Here is an 11,867-nt window from a genome sequence, read left to right as displayed (position 1 = left end):
CATCCACATCCACGGTCTCCACATCTGTACCTCCTAAAAGACAAACCCACACTAAAAGGGTGTAGCTCACGGGCTACACTCTTTTAGTTAATCCATTGTTCCATAATTGTTACTTCTTTGTTCGTAGCATCTAGCTTTACCTTGCGACCAATTGGCATCGTTAGCATCGGATGAGTGTGACAGCAGTCGAAGTCTGCTAGGATAGGGATGTTTAGGTCCCCAATGGTTTCTAAGAGAATGTCGTATGGTTGTCTTGCCGTTTCGGAATCATCAAATAGCTCATGCTTCCCTAAAATAATGCCTCCGACTCGGTCGAAAACGCCATTGACCTTCAATAAATTGAAGTTTTTTTCTACTATGGAGGCTGATTTCATGGTGTCCTCAATCATTAGGATATCGCCTTCTTTAATGCTTGGCATATAGGGGCTTCCCCAGAATCCATACATCGCGTTCAGGTTGCCACCGATGAGTCTTCCTTCGGCAATTCCTTTATTTATGCAGATCCATTGGTTGTCTCGCTGCTCTTTATCCTTTGTTTTATCCTCCCAATTGGCCATTTCGTCTGTCCAATACGGAGGAGTTGGAATAATGTACGGAGCTTGTTGCTGCTCGATTAGCATTTGAGAGAAGTAATCATATGTATAATCGACGAAAGGCTCAAATTCTCCAAAGGAAGGTACGAGTGCAGGTCCATAAAAGGTTGGTATTTCTGTCTTGGCATAGAGCGCCAAAAGGACGGCTGTTGCATCAGAATAACCGATTACTATTTTTGGATCCTTCTTAAATGCTTCATAGTCTATGTATGGAAGAATTGCATTCGAGTTCGTACCGCCAATAGTGGACATGATGCAACGGATTTCCGGATTTCGGATTAGCTCATTTAATTCCTCTGCACGATCCTTAATACTTCCTGAGCGATAGTGGTCGTGCTTTCCGGTCAAGCTTCCTTCAACTATCTCAAAACCCTTTGAGCGAATAAAAGCCTTTGACCTTTCGAAACGCTTAGGTGAGGAATAAGTAATAGGCGACGAGGGAGAATAAATTCCAATTTTATCTCCTTTTTCTAATCTGTTTAATAATGTCATTTAACTTCCACTCCTTTATACATACTATAAAAGAAATATAGAACGCTAACTATAACTTTTTTAAAATTTAGACAAGTATTTACAATTATATTTGGAAAAGAGTATATTTAAATGAAAATGAAGAAAATGGATGTGAATGAATAATGTTACATATTAAAGAGGCTATATTGATAGAAAAGAATGGTTTTTATATTAGTACGGATAAGAGTTTATTAGATATAGACGTCATTTATAATTTTTTAACGAATGATTCCTACTGGCTCAAAGGAGTAACAAAAGTTTTGGTCGAGGCCTCCATTGAGAACTCAATTTTATGCTATGGAATTTATGAAGGAAATCCTACATCTGGAACAGCGAAACTGGTCGGATTTGCTCGAGTAGTTTCTGACTTGGTTAGACATTCATGGCTAGGGGATGTTTTTGTTCTACCTGATTACAGAGGGAGAGGGCTTAGTAAATGGCTAATGAGCATTATTGTGAACCATCCATATTTGAAGGGGACAAACTTCCATCTGGCAACTAAGGATGCGCATACCTTGTATGAACAATATGGATTTCAGCCATTAGAAAGCATAGAAAAGAGAATGGCTAGACCACATGATTGGGATGCCATTCATGCGGCCTATAACAGTGTAAATAAAGGTTAGTAGAGATGTGAAAACGCTGGTTAGTTGGTAAACAAATCATTTTGCTCTTTCCCATCATTATTATTTACTCCTTCTTTAAAGCTCTGATATTAATTTGTAACAACCTTTGATTTATTTGGGGGTTACTTCGTCCATACTTTTTATATAATAAGAGGAGACGAAAACAGAAGGAGCTCACTTAGATATGCAGTTAGCAATAACATTTAGTATATTGGCGATTAGTATCGTTTTATTTATAAGCAATCGAATTCGAGCAGATTTAGTGGCGCTACTGGCACTATTGGCATTTGTTATTACGGGTGTATTAGACCCTTCAGAGGCGCTTGCAGGGTTTTCTAACTCCGTTGTAATTATGATTGCAGGATTATTTGTCGTTGGAGCAGGAATTGTAAGAACGGGACTAGCCCAAAGCGCAGGTAATCTTTTACTCAAGTGGTCTGGAAAAAGTGAACAAAAATTATTTATTTTGCTGTTACTTATTACAGGAAGTGTTGGGGCTTTCATGAGTAATACAGGAACGGTTGCATTAATGCTACCAATTGTCATCAGTATTGCAATCAGCATCAATAGCAGTCCGTCCAAGTATTTAATACCACTTTCTTATATAAGTAGTTTATCGGGTTTGCTAACCTTAATAGCGACACCGGCGAACCTGATTGTTAGTCAAGTGCTTGTTGACAATGGCTATGAAAAGCTTGGTTTCTTTGAAATAACTCCAGTTGGTGTGATTGCTATTATTGTAGGTATCTTATACTTTGTTGTGGCAAGAAATTGGGTTCTACCAAGAGCAAGTAAGAAGGATGCAGTCAGAGATGGTCATAAGCTTTCACCTAAACAGCTAGCTGTCGATTATGAGCTTGGGGGCAATCTGCATCGCTTGAAGGTTCCTGAGCATTCTCTAATGATTGGAAAGAAATTAACGGATTTAAAGCTACCTGCGAAATATCATTTAGCTATTTTAAAGATTGATCGTAAATCGATGGAAGGGATGAATCTTTTGCCAATGACGTACCAAGAGATGGCAGGTCCTCTAAGTACGATTCAGGCGAAGGACGTTCTCTATATTCAAGGTTCTTTGACAAACACCGAGGATTTGGCAAAGGATTATTTGCTGGAAGTGGATGATGACGATTCGATGCCAGACTTGCTAGTTTCTAAGCAGCTTGGAATTGCAGAGGTATTATTGACTCCACATTCTAGTCTGATTAATGAAACAGTTGCAAGCATCGGCTTCCGTGAAAAATATAATCTAAATATATTGGGGATAAATCGTAAGGGTGACTATGTATTGAGTGAGATGGCAAACGTACGACTGCGATTTGGAGATGCCTTGCTTATTCAAGGAGCCTGGGAGGAAATTGAGCTTTTAGCCAAGGCAACAAATGACGTAGTAGTGGTAGGACAGCCAAAAGAACACGCAAGTATGGCAGCAGCAAGCGGAAAGGCTCCTATTGCAGGAGCAATTATGGTGCTAATGATTGTATTGATGATTTCAGAAATATTCCCTGCCGTAATTTCTGTTTTAATAGGAGCAGTATTAATGGTCGTAACAGGATGCTTGCGTAATATGGATGATGCTTACGGGAAGATGAACTGGGAAAGTATTATTCTTATAGCAGCTATGCTACCTATGGCTACAGCTCTAGAAAATACAGGTGGTATGGTCATTCTGTCTAAAGGAATAATTGACCTCCTTGGTGGTTTAGGTGCATTGGGTGTATTGGCAGGTATTTATTTTATTACAATGGTATTTGGTCAGTTTATAAGTAACACAGCCACCGCCGTTCTTTTTGCTCCAATTGCAATGAATGCAGCACTTAGTATGGGTGCAAATCCTTATACTTTCTTAATAGCCATTGCCGTTTCATCTAGTATGGCGTTCGCAACACCTGTTGCGTCTCCGACTAATGCTTTAGTGATGACAGCCGGAGGTTATAAATTCTTCGATTTTGTAAAGGCAGGTATTCCTTTACAGTTAGTCATGTTCATCGTCATGATGATTTTTATTCCTATTTTCTTCCCACTGTAACATGGTAAAATACCCTTATATAGAAATTTTTTTCAAATAGGGGGTATGAAGATGAATATGCCAACGCATATTTTAGCTGCAGGCGGAATTGTAGAAGATGAAAAAGGCAACATTCTTTTAGTGAAAACAGAGCATGGTGGATGGGTTTATCCAGGGGGGCAAATCGAAAACGGAGAAAATGTTATCGAAGGCTTAATCCGAGAGGTAAAAGAGGAAAGCGGTATAGATGTGGAAGTATTAACGCTATACGGTGTATATTCCAACACAGGAACCTACAAATGGCATGATGGGGTAACAGATGTTCCGACTAAAATCATGATGGACTTTGTTTGTAAACCAATTGGTGGAAGTCTTTGTACCTCTGAAGAAACGTCTGAGGTAGCATGGGTGCCGAAGGATGAGGTACTAACTATGATAACTGCAGATGCAATTCGGTTAAGATATCAAGCTTATCTAGAATTCGAAGGAAAAGTAATTTACAAGGAATATGTAACCAACCCAACCTTTGAATTAAAACTAAATAGATATATTTAATGATTAGCATATTTTTTTGAGTTGATGTTTGTTGAAATTGTTTTAAAACATCAGTCAGCGATAGCTAAAATAAATTTACATTTCTATAAAAATTCTAGAGCAAACCTTTACATGGTTTGCTCTTTTTGTTTTTTTGTATAGAGAAGGGGTATAAAAATAGAAACATCTTCCTTTTATTCGTCTGCTGAATATGATATAAATAAAAGTGTTAAAACAAAGTAAACAACTTGGTTTAATATACTTATTAAAAGGGGTTTTAACGAATGGGTAGAGAATTTGTAGATATTTTTGATGGATGGGCAGATTCATACGAGGCTTCGGTTTCAGGAAAGGATCCCGAGTATCGTGATGTTTTTGAAGGCTATGACTCTATTTTAAATGAAGTAGTCAATCGTGTTTCTGGGAATTCTGTCGTTGAATTTGGTACAGGAACTGGTAACTTGACAGCAAAGTTAGTTGAAAAAGACTTTTCTGTCATTGGCATCGAGCCGAACGAAAAAATGAGAGAGATGACAGCAGAACGTTTCCCAAAAAGAGAAATAATTGATGGTGACCTATTACAGTTTGAAATAGGGAAATCTCATGTGGATTCTATTGTCAGCTCTTTTGTATTTCATCACCTGACGGATGAAGAAAAAGGAATGGCTCTAAAGCTATATTCAGCGCTTCTGAAGGAAAATGGCAAAGTCGTGTTTGCGGATACCGCATTTATCACAGAGGAAGCAAAGCAGGACCAGATAAAAAAAGAAAGATCTAGAAATTTTCATAATGTAGCGGATGATTTAGAACGAGAATACTATACGACCATTCCAATTTTAACGAAATTATTTGAAGAAGCAGGATTTCAGGCACACTTCTCGAAGATGAATGATTATGTCTGGATCATGGACGCAACGAAAAAATAAGGAGCGAATAATGATGAAAAAAATGAACGTAGAAAGCTTTAACCTAGACCATACAAAAGTAGTCGCACCATTCGTACGCCTAGCAGGAAAAAAAGAAGGTATCAATGGAGATGAAATATACAAATATGATATCCGATTTAAACAACCAAACAAAGAGCATATGGAAATGCCGGGATTGCACTCACTTGAGCATCTGATGGCTGAAAATATTCGCAATCATACGGAACAAGTGGTGGATTTAAGTCCAATGGGCTGTCAAACAGGATTTTACCTCTCTGTGATCAACCATGAGAATTACGAAGAAATTTTAGAAATTCTTGAAAAAACATTAGAGGATGTTCTTCAGGCGACCGAGGTCCCAGCTTGTAATGAGGTACAGTGTGGATGGGCTGCAAGTCATAGCTTAGAAGGGGCAAAAGAAATTGCTTCTGAAATGCTAGCGAAAAAAGACGAATGGCGACAAATTTACAAAGAGGAAGCATAAATGAATATTTATCGAAATGTCCAGGAGTTAATAGGAAATACGCCACTAATAGAAATAACAAACATTTCAATTCCAAACAATTGTCGTATTTTTGCAAAATTAGAATACTTAAACCCTGGAGGAAGCATAAAGGATCGATTAGGTTTGTCTTTAATAGAGGATGCCGAGAAATCAGGTAGACTTGTGCCGGGTGGGACGATTGTTGAGCCTACAGCTGGAAATACAGGGATAGGACTTGCACTCGCTGCCATTGGAAAGGGATATAATGTTGTATTTGTCGTTCCAGAAAAATTCAGCCAAGAAAAGCAAACGCTGATGCGGGCGCTAGGTGCAGATGTCATCAATACGGATACATCATTGGGTATGCAAGGAGCCATTAATAAAGCTCAGGAGTTGGTAGAGAAAACAGCTAATGCATTTTCACCGTCGCAGTTTTCCAATCCAGCTAACCCGAACACTTATGTTCAAACTCTGGGCCCAGAGCTTTGGAGGGATTTAGAAGGTCAAATCGATGTGTTTGTGGCAGGTGCTGGTTCAGGAGGTACCTTTATGGGTACTTCCATCTTTTTAAAGCAACGGAATGAAAAAATAAAAACAGTAATTGTTGAGCCAGTTGGATCCATCTTGAATGGAGGAGAAGCTGGTTCTCATACAACGGAAGGTATCGGTATGGAATTTTTACCGAAGTTTATGGATTCATCCTACTTCAATGCAATTCATACTGTAAGTGATAAGAATGCCTTTTCCGAGTTACGTAGACTATCGAAGAAAGAGGGTTTACTGGTTGGAAGTTCCTCTGGCGCAGCATTCTATGCAGCCATTAAGGAAGCGGAGGTAGCTAAAGAAGGAAGCCATATCGTAACCATCTTCCCAGATTCTAGCGAACGATATTTGAGTCAGAAGGTATATGAATTATTCAAGGAGGAATAAAATATGCGCGCAAAAACAAAGCTTATTCATGCAGGGATCGTTGGAGATGAAGCAACAGGGGCAGTGTCTACACCGATTTACCAAGTAAGTACGTATAAGCAAGAGGCAGTAGGTAAATTTAAGGGATACGAATATTCACGTACTGGTAATCCGACTCGTCATGCATTAGAAGTCTTGATTAGTGATTTAGAGGGAGGGGCAGCAGGTTTTGCTTTTTCCTCAGGCATGGCAGCAACAAGCTCTATAATGATGCTCTTTAGCAAGGGAGACCATGTCATATTAACAGATGATGTTTATGGTGGGACTTTTCGAGTTATTTCTAAAGTATTGAACCGTTTTGGAATTGACGCAACATTCGTCGATACTGGAGACCTTGCCAATGTGGAGGCTGCTATTACAGATAATACAAAGGCTATTTTCTTAGAAACCCCAACAAATCCTTTGCTTAAGGTTACTGACATAGAGGCAGTCGCAAAATATGCAAAGGAGAAAGGGCTGTTAACTATTGTCGACAACACGTTCATGACACCTTATTTCCAACAACCAATTTCTCTTGGTGCCGATATTGTTGTGCATAGTGCTACAAAGTATTTAGGCGGTCATAGTGACGTAGTGGCTGGCCTAGCTGTAGTTAATTCTGAAGAGTTAGCTAACGAACTGCATTTTGTTCAAAACTCAGTTGGAGCAGTATTAGGTCCACAGGATTCATGGCTATTGATGCGTGGTATTAAAACATTAGGGCTACGCATGGAAGAGCACAATGAAAGTGCCCAGCGAATTGCAGAATTTTTAAGTGAGCATGAGGCGGTTGGGAAAGTATTTTATCCTGGACTCTCTACCCATTCAGGGCATGAACTAATGAAAAAACAAACTACTGGCTTTGGAGGAATGATTTCCTTTGATGTCGGAAGTGCTGAAAAGGCAGATGAACTTTTAGCGAAGCTTCAATACTTTACACTGGCCGAAAGTTTAGGAGCAGTTGAGAGTTTAATCTCTGTGCCTGCTCGTATGACTCACGCATCAATACCGAGTGACCGCAGAGCAGAATTGGGCATTACCGATGGGTTAGTTCGTATTTCTGTAGGCATCGAGGATGTAGAGGATTTAATTGAGGACTTAGAGCAAGCATTAGCTTAAGTAAATAAAAAAACATACCACCTTTGTTATGAACTGCCCCGTAAAAGTTAGACACTAATCTAATTTTTACGGGTTTTTTTTATAGCACTTTGCCAAGAAATTAATTAAATTATAATTTTAGAAAATATTGCATATATAATTGTTCTCTTCTTAATTGTTCGTATGTCTTCATAAAAATAGGTGTTATGAAATTAACTCAAGTATGATGAAGGAATTTTATATCATAATAATACGAGAGACTTTATAGTTTCCCTACTATATTGAAATAATGTTTTATGAGTTTAGTTTAGGGAATTTAATAAGTGAAAGCTAACGTAAGAAGGGAGTTATGTATATGAGTACAAGTAAGACAGCAATCATTACAGGTGGCGGTGGCGGGCTGGGTCGAGCAACAGCCTTAAAACTTGCAGAGTCAGGCGTCAATATTAGCATTATTGATGTGTCAGAGGAGCAAGGGAACGAAACTGTTCGTTTGATTGAAGAAAAAGGAGCTAAGGGCATCTTTATCAAGGCAGATGTTACTAATGCTGAAGAGGTTAAGCAGTACGTAGACAAAACAGTGAGCACCTTTGGCTCGGTAGATATGTTCTTTAATAATGCAGGAATCTCAGGGCCAGGTAAAAAATTCTTGGACAATTCGATTGAGCAAATTGATCTTGTTTTGGATATTAACTTAAGAGGTGCCTTATACGGCCTATATTACGTACTACCGGATATGATTAAAAATGGGGGAGGTAGCATAGTTAATACTTCCTCTACGGCTGGATTGGTAGGACAGGACAGTGTAGTAAGTTATTCAGCAACAAAGCATGGTATAGTCGGTGTTACCAAATCTTTAGCAGCCGAATATGCAAATCAGGGAATTCAAATTAACGCAGTAGCTCCAGGATCTACTGAAACCCCTATGGTTAAACAATATAGAGAAATGAATCCAGATGTATTTAAGGCAGTTTCCGCTACAATTCCACAACGTCGTTTAGGACAACCAGAGGAAGTTGCTGAATTGGTTTCCTTTTTATTGATGAGCGAGGCTAAATACATTAATGGTGCTGTCGTACCAATTGATGGAGGATTTACTGCTATCTAGGTAACTTATTTGGACAATTGCATACTATAACATTAAGGCATACCGCTTATGTGGTATGCTTTTTAAATTCAAGAACATCTGTATCTTAAACGCCTTAAGATCAGCAACATCACTGTTCGGCAAACAGGAAGACATACTAATTAAGAGTATTCGAGTCAACAGCACTTTACCGGTAAAGCACTAACATTTATTAATATGTAATTGTAGTGGCAGGCATCAAATCCATCGGTATAAATCCGCGCGTAGAAAGCATTTATCACAAGAGAATCTGAATTTTCTTTTACATGCAACGGGCATTTAATACAATTTAATCTAAAATGAAAAAGGAATAGGTCCTAGCCCATTCCCTTTTTTAGAAGTATAAAAAAGAAGTATTACCAGAAAAAAGCCCCAGCTAAAGCAATTCCAGTAATTGCACCTAATGCAATACCGTAACCAAATCCTGGTCCGAATCCCCAGCCCCAACCTAAACCATATCCTCCAAAGTTATTGTTAGGCCGAATCCATACCATATCCCGATCAACCTTTGTAATTTGTCCTACATGTGTTCTACCTTGGTTGTCCGTAATTCTTACTCTTTTTCCATGGTATCTACAGCATAAATCATATGTTTGTGATTGATTCATTTTTTGTCCCCCTCTCTCAAAAAATTACATACAAGTATGTTCTATAACATATGCCGTATGGAAGTTTTCACAGTAGACAATCGTCTATGAATACTAGGCTTAATAGTTTTAAGATTTATACAAAACCTGAAATGATAATAGGAAATGAGAAAGGAATGATAGGTTGGCTGTTATCAAAACTTCTAGTTGGTTATATGAATTTATTGAATCCTGCGAAAAAGAAGAGAGGAAAGATGTCTATCAGCTTCAGGGTGAATTTCTATGTGAGCCGCTGATGGATATTTTTCCTAAGACAAATAGAGAAGCAATTCATTATGAACTTCTACGATTTGGATTATTTGAACCAAACGAATGGCAGGAAGTGAAAAGCATTGTAGAAAAAATGGAGGAAAGGAAAGTATGGGAGCTAGTAAATAATGAATATAAGCAGTTAAGAAAACTGTGGAATGGTCCCAAGGTGCCGATTTATATCTTCCCTATTAAAACAAGAGGCACAGGCCAGGCAAGAGAGCCCTTACCAGTTAAAAATGGCGTGGCATATAAAAAGGCATTGTTTTTATTTGTGTCTAAAGATCTTTCTGATGAGGAAATCAAAGCTTCCCTGGTACATGAATATAATCATGTTTGCAGGCTCCAATTTTTGAACCTTTCTCCTTTAAAAACAACCTTGGAGGATTCTCTCATAATTGAAGGTCTGGGGGAATATGCAGTAAAAGAGGTTTGTGGAGCAAAAAGGTTAGCCCCATGGATTGAACTCTATTCACACGATGAAGCACTAGAAATATGGAAAAAGCATTTTATTCCCTCTTTAAAAGTAAGGGATATAAAAAATCATCAGATCTTTCTATTTGGCCAACCTAGAAGTCCCTTTCCAAAATGGATAGGGTATCATATTGGCTTTCATTTAGTGGACTCCTTTGTAAAAAAACAGGGGCCATTCCCAAACGGGGAACTATACCGGAAAACAGCAAAGGAAATTATTGCAGGATCTAGTTTTTCAATTAAAGGTTAATAGATATCTATAGACGACATCTAAAAATCCGGTAGCCTACTACGTCACTATATTCATTTAGAAATTGGTTATGCTCATCCCAAAGATCATAAAGTGACATATCTATTTCGCTGGATGGATTTATGTCGTCGATGTCTATTTGTTCCATATTGACTGGAGGCTCAAGCATTTCAATATGCTGAAATCCTGCCTTTTGCAAACAATCTTTCCACTCTTCCTCACTAAATAGCTGTTGAACGCCATAGAGCTCCTTCACTTTCTCCTTTACTTGCTCCGAAAGATTGGAGGTGCCAGTCATTTCAATCAATAGTAGCCTGCCATCCTTCTTTAGCATTCGAGCTATTTCACTTAAGGTATTGCCTATGTTAGTAAATACAAGGACTGATTCGGAAATAATGACATCATAAGAATTCTCTTCTAAATTTAAGTGTTCGATATCCCCTTCGATTAAATGAATGGTACCCTCCAGTAAATCCAAACGCTCCCGAGCTTTTTTTATCATAAGTGGATGGTTATCAACAGCTGTTACACTGCAACCATACTTAGTAGACAAAAAAGCAGAGGTTTTTCCTGTTCCACAACCAATATCTAAAACAGACTCAGACGCTTGAATTTTCTCTTTTCTTAAAAGAAATTGTGTTAATCCAAACCCACCTGGATGAGCACTTCCAATTCCAAAATATGATAGTAAATCTAGGTATTTGTTTGACATGAAGCAACCTCCCGTTTTCATTATAAATAGCATATGCGTCAAATAACTAATTAGCTAGGTAGATTAAAGGGAAAATAACGTATAAAGGAGAATAACATAAGAAAGTAAATAGAAATAGGAGATTCCTCAAATGGAGAATGGACTAGAAAACAACACCATATACTTAACTGAAATGACAGATGGCTTTCTCATGGATATTCATGGTTATGCATCTAACGAAGAGGTTTGCAAATACCAGCCTTGGGGACCAAATAGTATCGAAGACACTAAAACTTACTTGAAGGAAGTCTTAGCTGACGTTATGAAAGATAAAAGAACTAGGTATGTGTTTGCTGTTGTAGAAAAGACAAGTAATAAGATGATTGGAGCTGGAGAACTATTTCATGTAGATTACGCCAATAAGAATGGAGAAATGGGCTATATAATACATCCAAACTTTTGGGGTAACGGTATAGCTACACAGGTTGCGCATTTACTACTTGATTTTGGATTTAAAGAGCTGAAGCTAAACCGTATTTCTGCTACTTGTGATGTCCGAAATATTGCATCAGAAAAGGTTTTAAAGAAAGTAGGTATGATACAGGAAGGATTATTAAGAGAAAATATTTTATTGAAGGACGGCTGGAGAGACTCTTTTCTCTATAGCAGTTTGAGCCGGGATAGGATGACAAAATAATAG

13 protein-coding genes are annotated in these 11,867 nt (G+C 38.2%); 10 read left to right on the top strand and 3 right to left on the bottom strand.

Features of this window, described 5'->3' with window-relative positions:
- Positions 1-83 precede the first annotated feature (83 nt).
- The gene (locus ACQKNZ_RS14760) at positions 84-1,085 is read right to left on the bottom strand and encodes a S66 family peptidase (RefSeq protein ID WP_144539106.1); all 1,002 of its coding nucleotides are present in this window, start codon (positions 1,083-1,085) and stop codon (positions 84-86) included.
- A gap of 143 nt (positions 1,086-1,228) precedes the next feature.
- Here ACQKNZ_RS14760 and ACQKNZ_RS14755 point away from each other — a divergent pair, with 143 nt between their 5' ends.
- From ACQKNZ_RS14755 to ACQKNZ_RS14720, 8 genes are all read left to right on the top strand, one after another.
- Positions 1,229-1,732 carry a GNAT family N-acetyltransferase gene (locus tag ACQKNZ_RS14755; RefSeq protein ID WP_191697610.1) on the top strand — a complete coding sequence of 168 codons (504 nt, stop codon included), beginning with the start codon at positions 1,229-1,231 and terminating at the stop codon, positions 1,730-1,732.
- Positions 1,733-1,916: 184 nt separating this feature from the next.
- The gene (locus tag ACQKNZ_RS14750) at positions 1,917-3,761 is read left to right on the top strand and encodes an SLC13 family permease (RefSeq protein ID WP_154310067.1); all 1,845 of its coding nucleotides are present in this window, start codon (positions 1,917-1,919) and stop codon (positions 3,759-3,761) included.
- 51 nt (positions 3,762-3,812) lie between these two features.
- A complete protein-coding gene (locus ACQKNZ_RS14745; protein ID WP_154310068.1) occupies positions 3,813-4,295 on the top strand; it encodes an NUDIX hydrolase in 483 nt (160 codons plus the stop codon).
- A 263-nt stretch (positions 4,296-4,558) separates the two neighbouring features.
- Positions 4,559-5,200, top strand: coding sequence for a class I SAM-dependent DNA methyltransferase (locus ACQKNZ_RS14740; RefSeq protein ID WP_154310069.1), 642 nt, complete (start codon positions 4,559-4,561; stop codon positions 5,198-5,200).
- Positions 5,201-5,213: 13 nt separating this feature from the next.
- Positions 5,214-5,684: an S-ribosylhomocysteine lyase gene (locus tag ACQKNZ_RS14735; protein WP_427660435.1), complete on the top strand. Its 471-nt coding sequence runs from the start codon at positions 5,214-5,216 to the stop codon at positions 5,682-5,684.
- A complete protein-coding gene (locus tag ACQKNZ_RS14730) occupies positions 5,685-6,614 on the top strand; it encodes a PLP-dependent cysteine synthase family protein (RefSeq protein ID WP_144539093.1) in 930 nt (309 codons plus the stop codon).
- 3 nt (positions 6,615-6,617) lie between these two features.
- Positions 6,618-7,751, top strand: coding sequence for a bifunctional cystathionine gamma-lyase/homocysteine desulfhydrase (locus ACQKNZ_RS14725; RefSeq protein WP_154310072.1), 1,134 nt, complete (start codon positions 6,618-6,620; stop codon positions 7,749-7,751).
- 334 nt (positions 7,752-8,085) lie between these two features.
- Positions 8,086-8,838 carry an SDR family NAD(P)-dependent oxidoreductase gene (locus ACQKNZ_RS14720; RefSeq protein ID WP_427660432.1) on the top strand — a complete coding sequence of 251 codons (753 nt, stop codon included), beginning with the start codon at positions 8,086-8,088 and terminating at the stop codon, positions 8,836-8,838.
- 374 nt (positions 8,839-9,212) lie between these two features.
- Here ACQKNZ_RS14720 and ACQKNZ_RS14715 read toward each other — a convergent pair whose 3' ends face one another.
- Positions 9,213-9,464 carry a hypothetical protein gene (locus ACQKNZ_RS14715; protein WP_144539087.1) on the bottom strand — a complete coding sequence of 84 codons (252 nt, stop codon included), beginning with the start codon at positions 9,462-9,464 and terminating at the stop codon, positions 9,213-9,215.
- 163 nt (positions 9,465-9,627) lie between these two features.
- Here ACQKNZ_RS14715 and ACQKNZ_RS14710 point away from each other — a divergent pair, with 163 nt between their 5' ends.
- The gene (locus ACQKNZ_RS14710) at positions 9,628-10,476 is read left to right on the top strand and encodes a DUF2268 domain-containing protein (RefSeq protein WP_342577354.1); all 849 of its coding nucleotides are present in this window, start codon (positions 9,628-9,630) and stop codon (positions 10,474-10,476) included.
- Positions 10,477-10,483: 7 nt separating this feature from the next.
- On the opposite strand, the gene ACQKNZ_RS14705 is transcribed toward ACQKNZ_RS14710, so the two are convergent.
- The gene (locus tag ACQKNZ_RS14705) at positions 10,484-11,188 is read right to left on the bottom strand and encodes a class I SAM-dependent methyltransferase (protein ID WP_154310074.1); all 705 of its coding nucleotides are present in this window, start codon (positions 11,186-11,188) and stop codon (positions 10,484-10,486) included.
- A gap of 130 nt (positions 11,189-11,318) precedes the next feature.
- Between ACQKNZ_RS14705 and ACQKNZ_RS14700 the strand changes: the two genes are divergently transcribed.
- Entirely contained in the window at positions 11,319-11,864 is a 546-nt protein-coding gene (locus ACQKNZ_RS14700) for a GNAT family N-acetyltransferase (protein ID WP_151113062.1), read from the top strand.
- Positions 11,865-11,867: the final 3 nt, after the last annotated feature.

This window comes from Psychrobacillus sp. NPDC093200 (assembly GCF_050280345.1).
Taxonomy (GTDB): Bacteria; Bacillota; Bacilli; order Bacillales_A; family Planococcaceae; genus Psychrobacillus; species Psychrobacillus faecigallinarum.
This window is presented reverse-complemented; position numbering and strand designations above follow the sequence as displayed.

Coding starts and splice junctions, on each gene's coding strand:
- ACQKNZ_RS14760 (WP_144539106.1), bottom strand. CDS start 1,085: ATGACATTATTAAACAGATTAGAAAAAGGAGATAAAATTGGAATTTAT.
- ACQKNZ_RS14755 (WP_191697610.1), top strand. CDS start 1,229: ATGTTACATATTAAAGAGGCTATATTGATAGAAAAGAATGGTTTTTAT.
- ACQKNZ_RS14750 (WP_154310067.1), top strand. CDS start 1,917: ATGCAGTTAGCAATAACATTTAGTATATTGGCGATTAGTATCGTTTTA.
- ACQKNZ_RS14745 (WP_154310068.1), top strand. CDS start 3,813: ATGAATATGCCAACGCATATTTTAGCTGCAGGCGGAATTGTAGAAGAT.
- ACQKNZ_RS14740 (WP_154310069.1), top strand. CDS start 4,559: ATGGGTAGAGAATTTGTAGATATTTTTGATGGATGGGCAGATTCATAC.
- ACQKNZ_RS14735 (WP_427660435.1), top strand. CDS start 5,214: ATGAAAAAAATGAACGTAGAAAGCTTTAACCTAGACCATACAAAAGTA.
- ACQKNZ_RS14730 (WP_144539093.1), top strand. CDS start 5,685: ATGAATATTTATCGAAATGTCCAGGAGTTAATAGGAAATACGCCACTA.
- ACQKNZ_RS14725 (WP_154310072.1), top strand. CDS start 6,618: ATGCGCGCAAAAACAAAGCTTATTCATGCAGGGATCGTTGGAGATGAA.
- ACQKNZ_RS14720 (WP_427660432.1), top strand. CDS start 8,086: ATGAGTACAAGTAAGACAGCAATCATTACAGGTGGCGGTGGCGGGCTG.
- ACQKNZ_RS14715 (WP_144539087.1), bottom strand. CDS start 9,464: ATGAATCAATCACAAACATATGATTTATGCTGTAGATACCATGGAAAA.
- ACQKNZ_RS14705 (WP_154310074.1), bottom strand. CDS start 11,188: ATGTCAAACAAATACCTAGATTTACTATCATATTTTGGAATTGGAAGT.
- ACQKNZ_RS14700 (WP_151113062.1), top strand. CDS start 11,319: ATGGAGAATGGACTAGAAAACAACACCATATACTTAACTGAAATGACA.